Source organism: Neorhizobium galegae, assembly GCF_017877055.1.
GTDB classification, from domain to species: Bacteria; Pseudomonadota; Alphaproteobacteria; order Rhizobiales; family Rhizobiaceae; genus Neorhizobium; species Neorhizobium galegae_D.
Map to the genome: position 1 here is coordinate 590,903 of NZ_JAGIPG010000004.1, position 17,858 is coordinate 608,760.

Genomic DNA, 17,858 nt, shown 5'->3' on the forward strand with positions numbered 1-17,858 from the left:
GTGGTCGCTGATGGTAATAGGCCTTACTCAACTGAAAGCGGCATTGGTGAAGCAACTTCTCGGGTTACCGCCAGATAAGCATTGCGATAGCAAGGATCATCACAAGCCCGGCGAAACTTGTATTCAAGAGCGAGCGCCGGTGCTGAAGCATATGGACCGCGCTGCAACCACAAAAAGCTCCTGCAGCCCCACCGCCTACAAAGACAGCCGCGAGCGGCCAATCGACAAATCCCGACAGGGAGTAGCTCAGGGCTGTGGTAGCGCCGAATGCTACGATCGCGACGAGCGAGGTGGCGACAGCGTTGATTGTTGCCATGCCGGTCGCGAAGATGAGGCCGGGCACGATAAGGAAGCCACCACCTATTCCAAAAAATCCTGAAACCGTTCCGGTACCGGCGCCCACGGCCAGAACCTTGGGCGCATTGCTTGCCACGAAACCAGTAGTCGCAGCGCTAACGGTGTGTCTGCGATAAAACACGTTCAGACTGATAACGATCATTAGCCCCGAAAACAAAGCCAACAGATCGGCGCCATCAAGAGCTTTGCCAATCGCCGCACCGACCCAGGCTCCCACCATCCCCGTTGCACTGTAAAGCGCAGCGTATTTCCATTGTACTGTTCCATGTCGAGCATGAAACAAGAGGCTGATGAAAGCATTGGCAGCTACTGCAACAGCGCTGGTTGCGATCGCTACGTGAACGTTGACAACCCCGACCAGATGAACAAGCAACGGTACGGCGAGAATTGAGCCACCACCTCCGAACAGACCCAACGTGAAGCCGACGAGGCACCCAGAAGCGGCGCCAAGAAAATAATGGAGAACATCTAGCGTCATTCGCAAAAGCCTGCGGTCAATGAGGTATTCGTGCGTGCTTCACTGCGGCTCGCAGTCAAAAACTACAGCAGTGTTGATCGGCTTGAGCAGGCTAGTCCGAAGGCTGTCGAAATGATCATTAGTGCTCGCAATCGAGCGCAACGAGTGCGCAGTGAAATTTGCCGATCTAGTTTCGACGATCGAAAAAGCCCGCCCGGAGGCCGAGTATCTCTTTCTGGTCAGATAGCAGACTTGCCGGCGTCTTTGTTTTCGCGAGGACTGTAACCCGCGATAGGTCGAAAATGTTCACCGTTTTCTTTCTAGATTGCTGCTTTAATGTGTCAAATGATCGACGAATCTCCCCGATAAGGGTGTTCGGTCCGGCCTGCTCCACAAAGTGGTTCAAAGACAGCGACACGCTCATCGGTGATAGCGGCAAAAAGCGATATAGCCTGATAACATAAGGGAGCGCCGCACTGCGATGTCGAGCGGCGTGCCGTCTGTTTTAACAAGGGAAAGAACGGCTTCGGCGGTTAGGGTAAAGAAACCAAGCAACTCATACGCGGCTTGTTCAGAAAGTGTTCCATGATGTTCCATTTACATTAGCAATTCCTAATGTCGGATTGCTTTATTGTTCGTGCTTCGCCTTAAAAGGGTTGGCCGAGGGCTTTCCTGGGCCCTCAACTCAGGGCGACTTTCATGCGCGTCGCCACGTGGCCAATCTCCTGTGGGCGAAACTGACCATCACCGCCTCTGCCTCTGGGCGATCCGGTAACCTAGCGTACGGCAATCCGCCCTCAGCCCCTGCGCCGAGACGAAATCCAACAGAGTATCTGCGTTGGTTGCGGTCGAACCCGATTTCTCGTGGAAATCAAGCACCGGATCAATAATTGCGCAATCCCTCGTCTGAGGATCGCTCACCACATATTGAACCGACGAGTTCTCAGATCGAAGAATGCCGCAACCTCGGGTCTGTTCATCAATTAAGCCTCCGCCAGCGCCATCCGAGGAAAGAATATGGCCCGCGACGCATCGAAATCGTAATCTCTTTCGAAATTCGCTGCTTCCTTCGCTAGCTGGATTACGGATTGGAGAATGAAGTCTACCTTGTCGTCGGACAGGAGGACGCTGAAGTTTAGCCGCGTAAAACCCGGCTTCTTCATTTCGTCACCGGACAGAATTGCTTGGCGCAGCACCTCCGATTCACGTTCGTCGATGGACAGAAGCCTTAGAACGTAAGGGCCGGCGCAAGCGCATCCGCCACGAGCCTGGATTCCGAAGCGGTCGCTAAGCATGCGCGTTATCAATTGCTGGTGGACGTAGCCACCCTTTCCGTCTCTGACCCGGAACGAAAAGATTGGCAGCCGGTTCGAAAGCGCTGGACCAAGCAGTTCGAGTTGAGGAATGTCCCTCCAGGCAGACAAGGCCTTCCGCGTCAATTCCTCGTTGCGGACTGCCATGGCTTGGAGGCCTATCGCGTGTTTTACAATGAAGGCGAGGGCGGACCTGATATCGCCGACAATGTTTGGAGTACCGGCTTCTTCGCGCGCTTCTAGGCTGTCGCTATAATCGTGCGAACCAGACGATACGAATTTGACGGTACCGCCTCCGGGCCACGAAGGCTTGGCAATAACCACTGCGTCACGCCGCACGATCAGAATGCCGGACGATCCCGGGCCGCCGATGAACTTGTGGGGCGAGATGACGATAGCGTCGATCTTTGCCGTGTCGCCCAGGTCCATTTCGATCGGCAAATAAGGGCCGCCGCCGGCATAATCCCAGACGATTTTTGCGCCAGCTTTTTTAGCCTGATCCGTTATCGACTTAACGTCGGTGACAATGCCCGTCACGTTTGAAGCAGCCGAAAAGGCGCAGACGATGAGATCCGGATTACCCTCACTCAGGGCATCCTGAAGGAGAATCGGATCAGGGCCTCCGGCAGGTACTTCTGGCACCTCGATTATTTCGGCCCCGCTCTCGCGCCAGGGCAGAATATTGGAATGATGCTCGTAAGGTCCTATGATGACCCGGACATGCTTGCCGCGGGCGAGAGTTTCCTCTACGCCAAACAACTTGACCAGACGGTTGATGCCCGCCGTGGCTCCGGAGCCCGTAAAAATCACGGCATGTTGCTTGCCGGCTCCGCAGAACTCGCCGATCTTCGAACGCGCGTCCCGACGCAAGCGGGTCATGAAGCCACCGCAATAGGACGCCTCCGTATGACTGTTCGCGTAATAAGGCAGGACCTCTTCAAGGACGAACTCCTCGACGTGACGAAGGGCCCGGCCCGATGCGACATAGTCGGCGTAAACGAGACGTTTGGGGCCATAGGGGCCATCAATCATCGCGGACGAACCGACGAGCCCCTCGCTTAGTCTAGAAATAAGATCTGCTTGCGTGAGGCTATGGCGGAAATGATCAAGAGGGGTAACTGCATTTGTCGATTGAGAGGCAAAGGCGGACATAATCGGGCTCCAAATAAGATTGACACAGAATCTATTCCGCGCGAGCGTCGAAAACATCACCTGATTTTTACAAAAATTAGCAAAAGTCGGATCATATGAACGAACGAGCAGAGAAAATCGATAGCTTCGATCTAAAGATTTTGACATGCCTGCAGAAGAACTCCAACCTGTCACAGCGCGATCTGGCCGAGGCGGTAGGGCTTTCTCAAAATGCTTGCTGGCGGCGTCTTCAGCGGCTTCATTCGATCGGGATGATCCGAGGAGCGCATAGCGATATTAACCTGAACGCGCTTGGCCTCGATCTCACAGTCTTCGTCATGGTTCGTACGCGCCACCATTCAAAAGAATGGGCCGATGATTTCCGCAAACATGTCGAGAGATTGCCGGAAGTGATCGATTTTTATCGTATCGGCGGAGATTGGGATTACCTGATCAAGGTGGTGACGAGAGGCATGTCCGGTTACGACACGTTCTACCAGAAGCTAATCACGAATTTCGATTTGGCGACGGTCACGGGTTTCTTCTCGATGGAAGCGATTATCAACAACCGCGCCGTCGATCTGAATCGAGTTCGATAATGACGTTCATTCCGTACCTTTTGCGGAACAGTCACTTTCCTCGAATCCGTATTCAGAAACCTTCGATGGTGCAGCAAATTCTGCTCCGGAAGCGGCCACACAACGAGGCGGCTCTAAAGGAGATCCACTATCATGAAACTCTACTATCATCCGCTGTCAGGTCATGCCCATCGCGCACACCTTTTCCTGTCGCTCATCGGTCAAAAGTTTGAACTGATCGAAGTTGACCTGGTGAAGGGCGAACACAAGAAGGCTGCCTTCCTTGCACTCAACAGCTTCGGCCAGGTCCCCGTGCTTGTCGACGGCGAAACCGTCATCCAGGATTCGAATGCTATTCTGGTCTATCTTGCCAAGAAGCTGAGGAAGACTGAATGGCTCGCAGAGGATGCAGTAGGCGCCGCCAGAATTGAACGTTGGCTGTCGATTGCGGCAGGCCAAATAGCCTACGGTCCGGCCGCCGCCCGCCTCAACACTGTCTTCGGTGCGAATTTTAACCCGGATGAAGTCATCGGTCGGGCTCATGACTTACTTAAGGTCGTGGAGCAAGAGCTCACGGCGCGTCATTGGCTCGCCGCCGATCATGCAACCATCGCCGACATTGCTCTTTACAGCTATATTGCACGGGCCCCCGAGGGCAATGTTGATCTGTCTGCTTATCCGAAGGTCGGCGCATGGCTGATGCGAATCGAGCAACTGCCGGGCTTCGTACCGTTCGTTAAGACGCCAGTCGGCCTAGCCGCCTAACAAGAAATTCCAATAAGGAGTCACGGCAATGGACAGCCATATAAATAACGAAAAGCCATTGCCGTGGCATAACGGCGAGCTCGAGATTCAAAGGAAAGCAGGCGTAGTGGAGAAGGCCGCCGATCTTGGGCGACGTTTTATCCGGGACCACTTGATCGAGCAGCACAGTCTCTTCTACCAACAGCTTCCCTTTGTCGTCGTGGGTGCCGTCGATGATGCAGGCGATCCGTGGGCGACGATCATCGCTGGGCAGCCGGGTTTTCTCCGCGCGACTGACGACTATACCCTTAATGTTTCGTTCCGCCGGGATCCTTCTGATCCAGCCGACCGAGGGTTCAACAATAGCGATGCTGTAGGGGTTTTGGGCATCGAACTAAACACGCGGCGCCGTAATCGAATTAATGGAGATGTCGGGAATTCGGGCCCTGCTGGATTCGACGTTAAGGTTGTCCAAAGTTACGGAAACTGTCCCCGGTACATCCAACTTAGAGATTTTTATTTTGCTCGCGAGCCGGGCCTACCGTTCGTGGGGGACGTGGAACTTCTCCCAAGATTGGACAGTGACGCAATTGAAATGATCAACTCTGCCGACGCGTTTTTTGTCGCGTCTTACTCGGAGGATGCTAGCGGGCGACAGGCAGATGGTTCCAGTCGTGGCGGGAAGCCTGGTTTCGTGCGTGTAGATGAAGACGGTAGCCTGACTATCCCGGATTTCAATGGGAACACCTTCTTCAACACGCTAGGCAACGTCCTTTTAAATGGACGCGCGGGTCTAACATTTGTCGATTTTTCCAATGGTGACATGCTGCAAATGACCGGACGAGCAAAAGTCATCTTCGACTCTGCGGAAATCGTTGCTTTCCAAGGCGCGGAGCGTTTTTGGAATTTCAAGCCGGAAAAGCTGGTACGGCGGAGAGGCGCACTCGCTATTCGTTGGATCAAGCGGGAATCCGGTGAGAGCCCGAATGCAGTTATGACAGGGGATTGGCAGCAGGTGGATGAACGGCTGCGGGCACAATCGCTTGCAGCGCAGTGGCGTTTGTTCCGTATCGAACATGCCATCGACGAAAACGATCTTGTTCGGTCATTCTATCTCACCCCGACGGATGGCGCCGGGATAATTCCGCATCAAGCAGGACAGCATCTGCCGATCCGGGTCACTCTGCCGGGTGACGAAGGGCCAACGATCCGGACCTACACCATTTCTGCAGCGCCTTCGGATGGCATGTATCGCATCAGCGTAAAGCGTCAGGGAAGGGTTTCCCAATATCTGCACAGGCTTTCGGAAGGAGCGAATATCGAGGTCCGGGCCCCGGCAGGTGCTTTCACAATTGACGCAGCGGCCTCACGTCCCGCCGTGATGATTGCCGCAGGCATCGGCATCACACCTATACTCGCTATGCTTCGTCACATCGTTTATGAAGGGGTGCGCAAACAGAGTATTCGTAGGACTTGGCTTTTCTATTCGGCGCGATCGAGGGCTGAACAGGCTTTCGGTGATGAGTTGGACGACTTGGCCGTTGCCTCTGGAGGTAATATTCGAATTTATCGTCTGCTGACCAATCCAGACGGCGCGGTGTCTCGGGTCAATTTCGATGCGGTAGGACGGATCGACCTTGACGTCCTGAAACGCTCTCTCCCGTGGGATGATTACGAATTCTATCTATGCGGACCGCCGTCTTTCATGCAGGGGACTTATTCGGCGCTTCGATCCGTCAACGTTTCCGACAGCCGAATCTTTGCGGAAAGCTTTGGTCCGGCATCAATATCTCGGTCGGCAGACACCGGATCGTCAAGCGAAAGCATGCTTGAAATTGCGACGCATTCCGTACCAGTGAGGTTCGTTGGGTCTTCAAAAGAAGCAATCTGGTCGCCCGAAAGCGGATCTCTACTGGAATTCGCCGAAGCCCAGGGTCTCTCTCCTGCCTTCAGTTGCAGGGCCGGTACCTGCGGAACATGCGCGACGCGGATCATCGAGGGCGCAGTCACCTACAAAGATAAACCATTGGTCTCCGTGGGGACCGATCAAGCCTTGATCTGCTGTGCTTATCCCGCCAATAACGGAAATGATAAAGCTGTTGGATTGCAACTAAATATCTGAGATGAGCAATAGCTCACCTGGTATGCGAGGCCTAAAATACGAAGACTGTCCTAGCCACCTAGTTGGCTGAGCATTCAGTTGAAATATCTGTTCGCCCGTAAGCGAGACACTGAAAGATCTACAAACTTCCGGACCTTCGCAGATGCCTGTCGGCCGTCGGGATGAACCACGTGTATCGGAAGTGCTTCCTCTTCATAGTCGGATAGGACGGTTTGCAATTTACTCTCACTCAAGAGGGGGGCAATTTGGTACGACAGTATTCGCGTCAGCCCCCAACCGCTTACTGCAGCAGATATCGCCGCTTCGTTATTGCTACACAAGAGACGAGGATTGATGTGAACTGCCGACTTACGCTGGCATCCGAAACGCCATTCGAGCGACGCCCATGCGTTGGTAGTAGCAACAATCCGATGCTTGGTAAGGTCGCTCGGGACAGTCGGTACGCCCCACTTTTCAAAGTACGCTGGCGATCCACATATGACTCGCCGAACTTTTCCCACCTGCGTTGCAGCAAATCCTGAATCAGGTAAATGCCCAATGCGAACTGCAACATCCACGTCCTCATCAACGATGTTTACGACACGATCGACGAAAAGACTCCGGCCTCTGACGTCGGAATAAAGATCCAGGTAGTCAGTCAGTATCGGCAAGACAAATTGAGTACCAAATAGCGCAGGAGCCGTTACAGATAGAGTTCCGGTGGGTTTGCTATATGCTCCAGCCGCGATCGCTTCCGCTTCAGACACTTCCGAAAGAATTCGCTGGCAATCCGAGAAATAACGTTCACCGGCCTCGGTTAGCTTCACCGAGCGGGTCGTTCGGATGAGGAGGCGCGCCCCTATTTCCGTCTCCAAAGCGGAGATGATGCGCGAGACCGCAGGAGGGCTCATGTGAAACTGACGTCCTGCCTCAGCAAAGCTCTTTAATTCTGAGACTTTGACGAAAACCGTCATAGCTTGCCATTTGTTCATGAGCTCGAGGTTCTTTCCCTATGGATATCCCAGTTCGAACGCTCCATTATCGGACCGCTTAGATGGATGCATTATCTGAGATCATGTTTTCGAGGGGCGGTTCTCAGTTCATCGAGCAAGCTGCGCAGATGGTCGGCAAGTAGTGGCAATCCTAGAGTGGCTAACTTGGTTTCTGCATGTGTGATTGCGAGCTCGTTTTTTTTAGATTCCGCCAACACAAACTTCACAGCGCTATCGATAATGACGTCAAAGCTACCCCCCCGTTCCGCGGCATCAATCTCCGCACCGGTCAGTGATATTTTCGTGGCTTCAGCCTTCAGTTTATCGAGCAAAGCAGAATCGCGTCGCGCTGCTGCGAGCGCTAACTCAACATGTAACCGCATGGCCGCTGTAATAGGGCGCTTGATCATAACTTTCTCCGCGCGTCCCGTTACATAATTTCTATCTTTAGAGATCGGATAGAACGCATTGTTTTTCATTCAGCAATTACAAATCTGTCGGCTGGTGGTACCGGCGAGACTCCGTCGACGGTAGATCCGCAAGGCCTAAACCTGAAGATCGTTTTTTCTCAACACTTTCTTTCATAGGCTGAAATAATGTCGCGCAGCGGAGCCCGTTAGTGCGGTCGTTGCCGTTGGATAAAACACATCTCTAGCAAAATCCTGCTGTTGCTGAGACAACGTGGGTCGGTTAGTTTCGTTAACTGAAAGACACCATCCGATATCACGATAAGATTGCGAGCGCTTTACGCGTCGATCTTTCTACGAAAATCACGACATCAAGGGGTTCAAGACTATGGTGGCGATGGATCGTGTCAAAGCGGGCTTGTCCATGCCGATTGAATGGGGCCCCTACAGTTCGGTCAATCAAGGTGTAATGCATGCGTGCGGACATGATGCCCACGCGGCGATGGGATACGCGACTGTGGTATTGCTTGCTCGTTAGAAAGAGAATTTTCGCGGAACCGTGCCGCTCATCTTCCAGCCAGCGGAAGAAGCGGAACCGCTTGGCGGTCATCGAGTAGTTCAAAGAAGGCCTGCTCGACGATGTCGACGCGGCTTCGGCATCCACGTCGATCCGTATATGCCTTCGGGAAAGATCTGGGTTGGCGCATGACCGTATACGCTCGCATCGGACATTTTCGACGTGATCGTAAGGGGCAACTCGGCTCACGCGGCGCATCCTTTCGAAGGTGTTGACGCCATTACCAACACATGCTCGATGATCGCCGAATTGCAGAAGATTGTATCTCGCGAGATCGATCCGTTCGGTCCTCATGGCTGCGCCTGCGCGAAATCCTGGAAGGTGTGGCTGCCTCGCATGGAGCAAGCGTTGACGTCCAAATTCAACGGTGAACCTGCCGTGGTCAATGACGCGAACATGGTCGAGATCATCCGCAGAACGAGCGGCGCCCTGATCGGTCACGAAAACACGATGAATGCTCCGGGATGGACGGCTGCGGATGATTTCGCTTTCTACAGCGAGAAATGCCGGTCGGTCTATTTCCGCCTCGGGATCAGAAATGAAGAGGTAGGATCAGTTATCCGCTGCATCATCCTCGCTTCCGCGTCGATGAGACAACGCTAAAAATCGGAGCAGCAGTGCTTTCCGCAGCTGCATTGGATTTCCTAGCGGCCTGATTGAGTCAGGCCACAGGACAGAGAGGGCGGCAGACCATACCTTGTTTGGTTCAAGGTTATCCTCGATCATCAATGACCTCTATGTCTCATAAATTTGCTGAACGATTGCGTAAAATGAGGTAACTCATACTGACTCACAAAGAAAAGGCTGTTTTTCCGCATCCGACTTGAAGTTTGAGTTCGCGCGCGGTCCTGAGGCGAGCGAAATCGTCGCCGGCATGATGCGAAGACCGGGTCAGCGGGCTCGACGCAACCATCAGAAAACCTTTGGTATAGGCGACCGTCTCGTAGGACTTGAATTCCTCCGGCGTTACGAAACTCATGACCGCATGGTGTTTGCGAGTCGGCTGCAGGTACTGGCCGATGGTCAGGAAGTCGACGTCGGCGGTGCGCAGATCGTCCATCAGCTGCAGCACTTCGTTGCGCTCCTCGCCGAGCCCCACCATGATGCCGGACTTGGTAAACATGGTCGGATCCAGCTCCTTCACCCGCTGCAGCAGCCGGACGGAGTGGAAATAGCGGGCGCCGGGGCGCACCGTCAGATAGTTGCCGGGGACGGTTTCCATATTGTGGTTGAACACGTCCGGCTTGGCGGCGACGACTCGCTCCAGCGCACCGGGCTTTTTCAGGAAGTCCGGCGTCAGGATTTCGATCGTCGTTGCCGGCGACGCGGCACGGATCGCCCAGATCACCTTCTCAAAATGTTCGGCGCCGCCGTCGGCAAGGTCATCGCGGTCGACGGAGGTGATGACCACGTGGGACAGGCCCATCTGCTTGACGGCCTTGGCGACGTTTTCGGGCTCTTCCATGTCGAGCGCATTCGGCTTGCCGGTCGCGACATTGCAGAAGGCACAGGCGCGGGTGCAGATCTCACCCATGATCATGAAGGTGGCGTGTTTCTTGTCCCAGCACTCGCCGATATTGGGGCAGCCCGCTTCTTCGCAGACCGTCACCAGCTTGTGTTCCTTCACGATCGATCGTGTTTCCTGGTATCCCTTGGGAACCGGCGCCTTGACGCGGATCCATTCGGGCTTGCGCATCACCTCGGTATCGGGACGATGTGCCTTTTCCGGATGGCGGACGCGCTTTTCTTCGAAAAGAGCCGTCCTGTCGAGAATGGTGACCATTGGACTTCCATTTCAGCAAGATCTTGAACCATCCCGCCGGCGGCATTTTGAGCTTCTGCCGGCGGAGCTTAGAACGTGCGGCCGCTAGTTACTGGGGAGATACGCTAAAAGCTCGTCGGCATTCATCACGTTGCAGTAGATCATATTCATGATCGCCAGTTCCTGGTCATGCAACTGGTCTGAAGCGGCTGCACACGCATCATCGATGACGATCACGTCGAAACTTTCATCCGCCAGGCTCCTCACGGTGGATGATACGCATTGATCCGTGAAGATGCCGACACACACGACATGTGTGATGCCCATGTTGGAAAGGATCAGACGCAAATTGGTGCCGGTCAAAGCGCTATCGGTGGTTTTGGTAACCTGAACTTCGCTCGGGAGCGGCTTCAACTCGTCGACGATCTGCGATGGGGTCTGATCTTTCGGCAAAAGGAGATTGTTCCAGCCTGGCTTCTTCTGGCTTAGCGACCGGTCGCGGCCATCCTCATACTGGCAGGCGATCCGCGCGAACATCGTGTCCAGGCCCCGCGCGCGAAATTCCTGGACGAGTTTTGCGATGGTGGGAATGACCAGGCCGTGCATTCGGTCGTGAAACGGTGTCCAGTCGTAAAAACGCTCGAGTTCCTTCCCTTCCAGAGTATTGACGTCTGGCCGCTCCAGGTATGTGTTCTGCACATCAATGACGAGAAGTGCGACTTTACCCCTAACCAGCATCGGATCGTCGGGTTCGGGAGCACCCTTGTAATAGAGAGAACGTCGCGAAGTTTTCCAGTTGCTCATAAATCACCCCTTCAGGATTCCAACGTTTGTCGCGCCTGACCGGGACCAGGCGCGACAAGGCAACTTCTCAGGCTGTCTTACTTGCGAAAGCCGCAGAGAGCTTGGCCGACGCATATCCGAAAAGCGTTCCTATCGTCATCGAGACGATGATCACGATCAGGACGTTTTTGAAACTGGCGGAAAGCAGCGAGGCATATGTGAATGCATCCGGCGTCTGACTGATATACGCAAACGTCGTCGCATAGCCGAGCGTCACGGCGGGAACCGAAGAAACCGGCGCAAAAGGAGACGCCAGGATATAGACTACGACGCTAATGAAGACGAGCAGGCCGACCCAGATTGGGGCCGGGAGGCCCGCAACGGGGCTTGAGAGTATGAGAAGTGCAACGATCCAGGCGACAAACACCCCGAAGGCGTTCGACGTGATGTTGAGGCCGACGGCACGGTTGTCGCCGCCGATCGCAAAAAAGGAAGCCCAAGCGACGAAGGCCGCCCAGATAAGAATGGTCCCGATCGATAAGAAACCCCAGGTAGCGATCCCTCCTAGAATTCCGACTCCGAGCGCTGTTGCAAGTACTGTAGGCATGACGTGACCCTCTAAAGGTGTTTATTTTTGCGCAACCATAACAGCGAGATTCCGCCGATCCGTCAATTCCTTTTCTCTTACGCGAGATATTTTCTCCCATAGGAGATTATTGGGGGTCTTGGAAAAAAATGACATGTGGCGCTTGATAAGTCGTCGGCAAGCCATCTAATTAGATTGCTAAGGCGGGAATAGGTAGATGGCGCGTTGCGATCTGTTGGGTGCATCGGAGAATATGACAATGAATATCGGCAGTTCGGACGAGAGCTCGGAAGGCGAGGGAAGCTTTTTGCCGGGTACCGTGATCAAGGCGCAGCGGGTTGCGCGTGGCTGGACGCTTGACGAACTCAGCAAACGCAGCGGCGTGTCGATCGCCGCCATCTCGAAAATCGAAAAAGGCCAGTCGAATCCAAGCTTTGAAAGCACGCTTAAAATAGCTCGTAGCCTACAGATGAACTTCGTCAATATGATGGAGGGAGCAAAACCAAGTGGTAGCGGGATAACGGCGAGACTGACGTCCACGAAATCCGGCCAGGTCGAAACCTACAGGACGAGCAGGTACGACTACAACGTCCATTCAACAGGATTGACCCATAAAGTCATGGTCCCCCTGCAGATGACTATCCACAACAGAGAGGCTCCGCCAATTGCCGAATGGAGCATCCATGATGGGGAAGAGTTTATCTTCGTGCTAAAAGGAACGTTGCAATTCTTTACGGAGCATTACGCGCCACTCACGCTTCAAGCTGGAGAGAGCTGCTACCTGGACAGTACAATGCGGCATGCTTTTGCCGCGGTCGGGGAAGGCGACACGGAAATTCTATCAGTCTGCCTCTCCGTTCGCCCCTTCGAGAGTCTTGAACCCTGATGAACGACCAATAACCCGACCAAACGGATTGGATTATCGCAGGTTATCACCATGAAATAAGTCGTCGGCAAAATGAAAAGCGCAATATTTTTCCTTCTGTAGAATTTTCTCGTTGACGAGAATTTTTATCGTAGTATCACTTTCGATGTCGACGGATTGCCGCGCTGTTTTAAAGCTAAAGAGCAACCACCGGGTCGAATTGAACATCAGAGGGTGATGACTATGACGAATGAACGGAAGGGTTTCATTGAGAGCCATGGGCTTTGGACGGATGAACAGTCCAAAGCTGCTGAGGAGCTTCTTCGGCGGATCGAGAAAGAGGGAATCAAAAACATCCGTGTCGGTTGGGGTGACCAGCACGGCATCGTCCGCGGTAAGACCGTGACGGCGGAAGAATTCAAGTCTAGCCTTCGCAACGGCAAGGATTTTCAGCTTGTAACTGCCATCTTCGACACCACCAATCATCCGATCGTTCCGCCATTCGGCGCTGAAAACACCCTGAACATCCCTGAAATGATCGGACTCCCCGATGGCGTGCTGGTTCCGGATCCGACCACATTCAAGGTTCTGCCCTGGGTGAAGGACACAGGTTGGGTTCTTAGCGACGCCTACCTCGCCAATGGCAAGCCGTGCCCTCTTTCGACCCGGCAGATCCTGCGCCAGCAGCTCGAAAAGCTTGCGTCGGACGGCCTCTCCATGAAGGTCGGTCTGGAGTTCGAATTCTACGTCTTCAAGCTGCTCGATGCGAAGCTTGCGCCGTCGCAGAGTGGTTATCCGCCGGAAGCTCCTGAAGTCGAGATGATCCAGCACGGCTATCAGTACCTGACTGAAAACCGTGGCGATGAGATCGAAAACATCCTGTCGTTCCTGCAGGATAATTTGCAAAAGCTCGGCCTGCCGATGGCGACGTTCGAAGACGAATGGGGACCAGGACAGTGCGAAGTGACGTTCAACCCGCTCAGCGCAATCGAAGCGGCCGACGCAGCACTTCTCTTCCGTTCGGCGGTAAAGCAATTGTGCCGGCGCAACGGATACCATGCGAGTTTCATGGCGATCCCGAAGGTGCCGAACGTCTTCCCAAGTGGATGGCATATGCATCAGTCGCTGGTAAACAGCGCCGGCGAAAACGTCTTCGTCGCATCGGAAGATCCAGGCCCGCTTTCCAAGATCGGCATGAACTATCTCGGTGGCCTCCTCGATCGTGCCCCGGGCACCGCATTGCTCACCACCCCGACGATCAACGGTTACAAGCGCCAGCGGCCGGACGGTTTTGCACCGACCAAGGCATCCTGGGCCTATGAAAATCGCGGCTCGATGCTGCGCGTCATCGGCGGCCCGAAAAACTCGGCATCCCGCATCGAAAACCGTATCGGCGAGCCGACGGCGAACCCATATCTGTATATCGCGTCACAGCTGATTGCGGGCCGTGACGGTATTGCACGCAGTTCCGATCCGGGCGACTCGGTCACCGCGGCCTATCTCGCCGACCGGCCGGTTCTGCCGCGCAGCCTGATGGAAGCGGTCACCGCCTTCAAACAGGACGACGTGCTGAAGCGCGAGTTGGGCGATACCTTCCATAACTACATGGTCATGCTCAAGGAGTTCGAAGTGAACCGGTTCCTGTCCGCCGTGACGGATTGGGAACATAACGAATACTTCGAAATGTACTGACAGCCCAAGGGGCTGCCCGGCATAAATGAGGCAGCCCCAAATCTCTGGAGGAAGCATGAAGATCGGTGCCGCACAGCTTCGCCCTGTTTGGTTGCGACCCAAGCAGACGACCGCGAAGATCATTGAAGCTATTGCCGAAGCCTCTTCGAAAGGCATCGAGCTCCTTGCATTTTCGGAATCGTTCCTCAGCGGATATCCGTTTTGGCTCTGCAGGACAGACGGAGCGTCGTTTGACAGCCCATTGCAGAAACGTGCCTACGCGCAGTTCCTGGATTCGGCCGTCGAAGTCCCGTCCGAGGAGGTTTCGTTGATCGTCTCTGCCTGCAGGGACTACAACGTATCTGTTTACCTCGGTATCAACGAGCGAGGCAGCGCCTCGGCGCGCGGGTCGATATTCTGTTCCCTGCTTGCGATCCACCGCGAGAGGGGGCTGCTCAGCACACATCGCAAACTGGTGCCGACCTTTGACGAGCGGCTGTGCTGGGCGCATGGAGACGGTAAGGGACTGGTCGTCCATCAGTTCGGCGATTTCCGCGCCGGCGGATTGAATTGCTGGGAAAACTGGATGCCGATGGCGCGTTTTGCGATGTACGCGGGCGGCGAAGACATACACGTCAGCGTATGGCCTGGCAACGCTTCGGTCTCCAATGAGGCGACGAAGCTTATTGCCATCGAAGGGCGGGTTTGGTCGCTCAACTCCACCGGCCTTCTATCACTGTCTGATGTTCCCGAAGACTTCGCTCTGTTTCAGGAACTGAAGGAGCAGGGTGTCGACAAGATTTTCACCGGCGGTTCGCAAATCGTCTCGCCCTCCGGGGAGGTCGTTGCCCAGGCAGGGGACTCAACGGAAGAGATTATCTGGTTCGATGCCGATTTGCAGACAGTTCGCGAAGAGCGCCGAAACTTTGATGTCAGCGGCCATTACTACAGACCTGATGTCTTCAGGCTGTCGATCGATCGGTCACGCCTTCAAGCACTTCACACCCATGCGCCGGAAACGGAAGAAGACAAATGAAAGCTCTGGTAATCCAAAACTCCACCGACACGCCGATCGGACTTGTAGGGCCTATTCTTGAAACGAGATTTGGCATCCAACTTAAGGTAGTCGAGGCGGAAAAGACCGACTTCCAGAAGATGAATACTGAAGACTACGATCTGGTGATCATCCTGGGCGCACCGCAGGGCGTTTACCAACGTGAAATCCCTTGGATCAAAGATGAACTTCGCTTTACCGAGGCACTCGTCGAAAAAGAAAAACCGCTGTTTGGGATCTGCTTCGGCGGTCAGATGATTGCTGCGGCTCTCGGAGCAAATGTGGAGCCCATGGGGGAACGCCATCACGGCTGGATAGAGAATGATACCGCCGTGAACGACAGTTGGTCGGGACCGTGGTTCCGCTGGCATGGCGACAAATTCGAACTGCCACAAAACGCAACCCCGCTCGCCACTTCGGGCAATGTCGTCCAGGGTTTCCAATATGGAAACGCTGTCGCAGTTCAGTTTCACCCGGAAGCAAGCCTGGAAATTGTCGAGAAATGGGTCGGTCAAAACAGGCAGCAGCTTGCCGATAGTGGTATCGATATCGAGAAATTCCTGAAGGACACCGAAGGTCAGGAACGCGCTGTCATCCCTCGTTTGACGAAGCTCCTGGAGGACGTGCTTGCACGTTGCTTCGACAAGGCAGCCTAGTCCGGTATCACCTAAATATATCAGCGTGGAAATCGGAGACAATGAACAGCAAACGTCGTGGAATGATCTGATAACGTTCATACACGGTGGCCGAAATACATAGTCAGGGGAAGAACCCCTTACTGTCCAAGGGAGAGATCAGCGTGAGCTGACGCCGAAGGGGAAGTTACCCAAAATCTCTCAGGCAAAAGGACCGTGGACGGAAAGACGCTCTGGAAAGTTGGGATATCATCCCGCGCCGACGGTGTAAGCGACGTTTTCCACGTCGTGAATCTCTCAGGCTTCACACAGAGGGGTACGAAACGGCTGCATTGCAGCCCAGCGTGCAACTCGTGGAGGAGCCATGATGACCAAAACACTACGCAGATTGCAGCTAGAAGATCTGCATTCACAAGCCGGGGCCCGCTTCGGCGCATTCGCGGGCTGGAACATGCCTGTAAGCTATCCTGCCGGTGTGATGAAGGAGCATCTTCATACACGGGAGCATGTCGGCATCTTCGACATCTCGCATATGAAACTCATCCGAATTTCCGGTTCGGATGCCGCCGATCTTCTTGATCATGCATGTCCGATCGAAGCGCGTGCCTTGCGATCGGAACAGTCAAAATACACCCTCCTTCTGTCCGAGCGGGCAGGGATTATCGACGACCTGATCGTAACACGCCTCGGCGACGAACGTTTTATGGTCGTGGCCAACGCCGGGAACGCGGCGACCGACGAAGCGCACCTGCGCGATCTGGCCTTGGGCTTGGATGTCAATATCGAACCACTGGACCGGGTATTCCTGGCCATCCAAGGGCCGGAAGCCTCCGCTGTTCTCGCCGGCATCGGTATTGAGACCGAAGATATGTTCTTCATGCAGGGCAGGGAGATACGTGACGACTGGTTCATGAGCCGATCAGGCTATACCGGCGAGGACGGCTTCGAGATTGGCCTACCGGAACATGAAGCGCGCCAACTCCTGGGCCGGCTAATGGCCGATGAAAGGATCATGTGGATCGGCCTCGCCGCCCGCGACAGCCTTCGTCTCGAAGCCGGGCTGTGCCTGCATGGTAACGATATTACTCCGGACATAGATCCGGCCAGCGCGGCTCTGATGTGGGCCATTCCGAAGGATCTGCGTGCAAGCGGCAAGTTCTTGGGTTCCGGCGCACTCAGGAAGATAATCGCCGAAGGTCCGAACGAAAAGCGGGTCGGGTTAAAGCCAGACGGCCGTCAGCCGGTGCGCGGTGGAACTCTGGTTTTCGACGAGGACGGTGAGGTGATCGGCAGGGTTACGTCGGGCGGGTTCGGGCCTTCCGCCGGGTTTCCCGTCGCGACGGGTTTCGTCGCATCCGACCGTGCCGCCATCGGCACCATGCTCTACGCCGACGTGCGAGGAACCAAGGTTCCGGTCGCGGTCCACTCGCTTCCCTTCACACTCCATCGCTATCGCAAAGGATGAAATCCATGTCGAAACTCTACTTTACACAAGATCATGAATGGATTCGCGTCGACGGCGAAATCGCGACCGTCGGCATCACCGAATACGCACAGGACCAGCTCGGCGACATGGTGTTTGTCGGCGCTCCGGACATCGGGTCTGCCATGTCTGCAGGCGACGTAGCTGTTGTCGTGGAATCCGTGAAGGCCGCCTCCGATGTCTATTCTCCGATCGACGGGGAAATCGTCGAGGTAAACGAGCAGCTCTCGTCTGCCCCGGACCTGCTCAACCGCTCGCCGGAAACAGACGGCTGGCTCTGGAAAATGAAAATCGCCAACACCGCGCAGCTCGAAGGGCTGATGGATGCAGTTGGCTACAAATCCCACATTGCTTGAGAGGAT

The 17,858-nt window shown here is 54.7% G+C and carries 19 protein-coding genes, 2 pseudogenes and 1 riboswitch; of the genes and pseudogenes, 11 read left to right on the plus strand and 10 right to left on the minus strand.

What is annotated here, in order from left to right:
• Positions 1–64: 64 nt before the first annotated feature.
• From J2857_RS26160 to J2857_RS26170, 4 genes and pseudogenes are all read right to left on the minus strand, one after another.
• Entirely contained in the window at positions 65–835 is a 771-nt protein-coding gene (locus J2857_RS26160; RefSeq protein WP_210012974.1) for a sulfite exporter TauE/SafE family protein, read from the minus strand.
• A gap of 399 nt (positions 836–1,234) precedes the next feature.
• The gene (locus J2857_RS26165; protein ID WP_210012975.1) at positions 1,235–1,411 is read right to left on the minus strand and encodes a hypothetical protein; all 177 of its coding nucleotides are present in this window, start codon (positions 1,409–1,411) and stop codon (positions 1,235–1,237) included.
• 192 nt (positions 1,412–1,603) lie between these two features.
• Positions 1,604–1,794, minus strand: a pseudogene (locus J2857_RS31120) (MBL fold metallo-hydrolase); the annotation flags it as partial.
• Between the two features lie 3 nt (positions 1,795–1,797).
• Positions 1,798–3,279, minus strand: a complete 1,482-nt coding sequence (locus J2857_RS26170) for an aminotransferase class V-fold PLP-dependent enzyme (protein WP_210012976.1) — start codon at positions 3,277–3,279, stop codon at positions 1,798–1,800.
• Positions 3,280–3,374: 95 nt separating this feature from the next.
• Between J2857_RS26170 and J2857_RS26175 the strand changes: the two genes are divergently transcribed.
• From J2857_RS26175 to J2857_RS26185, 3 genes are all read left to right on the plus strand, one after another.
• On the plus strand, positions 3,375–3,857 hold the full coding sequence (locus J2857_RS26175) for an Lrp/AsnC family transcriptional regulator (protein WP_210012977.1): 483 nt from the start codon (positions 3,375–3,377) through the stop codon (positions 3,855–3,857).
• Between the two features lie 132 nt (positions 3,858–3,989).
• Complete coding sequence (locus tag J2857_RS26180) at positions 3,990–4,601, plus strand: glutathione S-transferase family protein (RefSeq protein WP_210012978.1); 612 nt, start codon at positions 3,990–3,992, stop codon at positions 4,599–4,601.
• Positions 4,602–4,629: 28 nt separating this feature from the next.
• Entirely contained in the window at positions 4,630–6,702 is a 2,073-nt protein-coding gene (locus J2857_RS26185; RefSeq protein WP_210012979.1) for a pyridoxamine 5'-phosphate oxidase family protein, read from the plus strand.
• A gap of 74 nt (positions 6,703–6,776) precedes the next feature.
• On the opposite strand, the gene J2857_RS26190 is transcribed toward J2857_RS26185, so the two are convergent.
• Positions 6,777–7,673: a LysR family transcriptional regulator gene (locus tag J2857_RS26190; protein WP_210012980.1), complete on the minus strand. Its 897-nt coding sequence runs from the start codon at positions 7,671–7,673 to the stop codon at positions 6,777–6,779.
• A 71-nt stretch (positions 7,674–7,744) separates the two neighbouring features.
• On the minus strand, positions 7,745–8,083 hold the full coding sequence (locus J2857_RS26195; protein ID WP_210012981.1) for a hypothetical protein: 339 nt from the start codon (positions 8,081–8,083) through the stop codon (positions 7,745–7,747).
• A gap of 322 nt (positions 8,084–8,405) precedes the next feature.
• Between J2857_RS26195 and J2857_RS31125 the strand changes: the two are divergent.
• A pseudogene (locus J2857_RS31125) lies at positions 8,406–8,516 on the plus strand (ArsR family transcriptional regulator); the annotation flags it as partial.
• Positions 8,517–8,819: 303 nt separating this feature from the next.
• A complete protein-coding gene (locus J2857_RS26205; RefSeq protein WP_210012983.1) occupies positions 8,820–9,260 on the plus strand; it encodes a M20/M25/M40 family metallo-hydrolase in 441 nt (146 codons plus the stop codon).
• 187 nt (positions 9,261–9,447) lie between these two features.
• Here J2857_RS26205 and lipA read toward each other — a convergent pair whose 3' ends face one another.
• From lipA to J2857_RS26220, 3 genes are all read right to left on the minus strand, one after another.
• On the minus strand, positions 9,448–10,440 hold the full coding sequence (gene lipA / locus J2857_RS26210; RefSeq protein ID WP_210012984.1) for a lipoyl synthase: 993 nt from the start codon (positions 10,438–10,440) through the stop codon (positions 9,448–9,450).
• Positions 10,441–10,524: 84 nt separating this feature from the next.
• A complete protein-coding gene (locus J2857_RS26215) occupies positions 10,525–11,223 on the minus strand; it encodes a cysteine hydrolase family protein (protein ID WP_210012985.1) in 699 nt (232 codons plus the stop codon).
• Positions 11,224–11,290: 67 nt separating this feature from the next.
• Positions 11,291–11,809 carry a DUF1097 domain-containing protein gene (locus tag J2857_RS26220; RefSeq protein ID WP_210012986.1) on the minus strand — a complete coding sequence of 173 codons (519 nt, stop codon included), beginning with the start codon at positions 11,807–11,809 and terminating at the stop codon, positions 11,291–11,293.
• Positions 11,810–12,047: 238 nt separating this feature from the next.
• Here J2857_RS26220 and J2857_RS26225 point away from each other — a divergent pair, with 238 nt between their 5' ends.
• Positions 12,048–12,674: a helix-turn-helix domain-containing protein gene (locus tag J2857_RS26225; RefSeq protein WP_210012987.1), complete on the plus strand. Its 627-nt coding sequence runs from the start codon at positions 12,048–12,050 to the stop codon at positions 12,672–12,674.
• A gap of 33 nt (positions 12,675–12,707) precedes the next feature.
• Here the strand turns inward: J2857_RS26225 and J2857_RS31130 are convergent, their stop codons facing one another.
• Positions 12,708–13,139, minus strand: a complete 432-nt coding sequence (locus J2857_RS31130) for a hypothetical protein (RefSeq protein ID WP_245363846.1) — start codon at positions 13,137–13,139, stop codon at positions 12,708–12,710.
• 48 nt (positions 13,140–13,187) lie between these two features.
• Between J2857_RS31130 and J2857_RS26230 the strand changes: the two genes are divergently transcribed.
• The 5 genes from J2857_RS26230 (at position 13,188) to gcvH (ending at position 17,852) form a co-directional block, all read left to right on the plus strand.
• Positions 13,188–14,345 carry a glutamine synthetase family protein gene (locus tag J2857_RS26230; RefSeq protein ID WP_245363848.1) on the plus strand — a complete coding sequence of 386 codons (1,158 nt, stop codon included), beginning with the start codon at positions 13,188–13,190 and terminating at the stop codon, positions 14,343–14,345.
• A gap of 55 nt (positions 14,346–14,400) precedes the next feature.
• Positions 14,401–15,360: a carbon-nitrogen hydrolase family protein gene (locus J2857_RS26235; RefSeq protein ID WP_210012989.1), complete on the plus strand. Its 960-nt coding sequence runs from the start codon at positions 14,401–14,403 to the stop codon at positions 15,358–15,360.
• Positions 15,357–16,034, plus strand: coding sequence for a type 1 glutamine amidotransferase (locus tag J2857_RS26240; protein WP_210012990.1), 678 nt, complete (start codon positions 15,357–15,359; stop codon positions 16,032–16,034). Before J2857_RS26235 ends, J2857_RS26240 begins: the two co-directional genes overlap by 4 nt.
• Before the next feature lie 119 nt (positions 16,035–16,153).
• Positions 16,154–16,240: riboswitch (glycine riboswitch) on the plus strand.
• 137 nt (positions 16,241–16,377) lie between these two features.
• The gene (gene gcvT, locus J2857_RS26245) at positions 16,378–17,478 is read left to right on the plus strand and encodes a glycine cleavage system aminomethyltransferase GcvT (RefSeq protein WP_210012991.1); all 1,101 of its coding nucleotides are present in this window, start codon (positions 16,378–16,380) and stop codon (positions 17,476–17,478) included.
• Positions 17,479–17,483: 5 nt separating this feature from the next.
• Positions 17,484–17,852: a glycine cleavage system protein GcvH gene (gcvH, locus tag J2857_RS26250; RefSeq protein WP_210012992.1), complete on the plus strand. Its 369-nt coding sequence runs from the start codon at positions 17,484–17,486 to the stop codon at positions 17,850–17,852.
• Positions 17,853–17,858 lie beyond the last annotated feature (6 nt).

Coding starts and splice junctions, on each gene's coding strand:
- J2857_RS26160 (WP_210012974.1), bottom strand. CDS start 835: ATGACGCTAGATGTTCTCCATTATTTTCTTGGCGCCGCTTCTGGGTGC.
- J2857_RS26165 (WP_210012975.1), bottom strand. CDS start 1,411: ATGGAACATCATGGAACACTTTCTGAACAAGCCGCGTATGAGTTGCTT.
- J2857_RS26170 (WP_210012976.1), bottom strand. CDS start 3,279: ATGTCCGCCTTTGCCTCTCAATCGACAAATGCAGTTACCCCTCTTGAT.
- J2857_RS26175 (WP_210012977.1), top strand. CDS start 3,375: ATGAACGAACGAGCAGAGAAAATCGATAGCTTCGATCTAAAGATTTTG.
- J2857_RS26180 (WP_210012978.1), top strand. CDS start 3,990: ATGAAACTCTACTATCATCCGCTGTCAGGTCATGCCCATCGCGCACAC.
- J2857_RS26185 (WP_210012979.1), top strand. CDS start 4,630: ATGGACAGCCATATAAATAACGAAAAGCCATTGCCGTGGCATAACGGC.
- J2857_RS26190 (WP_210012980.1), bottom strand. CDS start 7,673: ATGAACAAATGGCAAGCTATGACGGTTTTCGTCAAAGTCTCAGAATTA.
- J2857_RS26195 (WP_210012981.1), bottom strand. CDS start 8,083: ATGATCAAGCGCCCTATTACAGCGGCCATGCGGTTACATGTTGAGTTA.
- lipA (WP_210012984.1), bottom strand. CDS start 10,440: ATGGTCACCATTCTCGACAGGACGGCTCTTTTCGAAGAAAAGCGCGTC.
- J2857_RS26215 (WP_210012985.1), bottom strand. CDS start 11,223: ATGAGCAACTGGAAAACTTCGCGACGTTCTCTCTATTACAAGGGTGCT.
- J2857_RS26220 (WP_210012986.1), bottom strand. CDS start 11,809: ATGCCTACAGTACTTGCAACAGCGCTCGGAGTCGGAATTCTAGGAGGG.
- J2857_RS26225 (WP_210012987.1), top strand. CDS start 12,048: ATGAATATCGGCAGTTCGGACGAGAGCTCGGAAGGCGAGGGAAGCTTT.
- J2857_RS31130 (WP_245363846.1), bottom strand. CDS start 13,139: ATGATTGGTGGTGTCGAAGATGGCAGTTACAAGCTGAAAATCCTTGCC.
- J2857_RS26230 (WP_245363848.1), top strand. CDS start 13,188: ATGATCGGACTCCCCGATGGCGTGCTGGTTCCGGATCCGACCACATTC.
- J2857_RS26235 (WP_210012989.1), top strand. CDS start 14,401: ATGAAGATCGGTGCCGCACAGCTTCGCCCTGTTTGGTTGCGACCCAAG.
- J2857_RS26240 (WP_210012990.1), top strand. CDS start 15,357: ATGAAAGCTCTGGTAATCCAAAACTCCACCGACACGCCGATCGGACTT.
- gcvT (WP_210012991.1), top strand. CDS start 16,378: ATGATGACCAAAACACTACGCAGATTGCAGCTAGAAGATCTGCATTCA.
- gcvH (WP_210012992.1), top strand. CDS start 17,484: ATGTCGAAACTCTACTTTACACAAGATCATGAATGGATTCGCGTCGAC.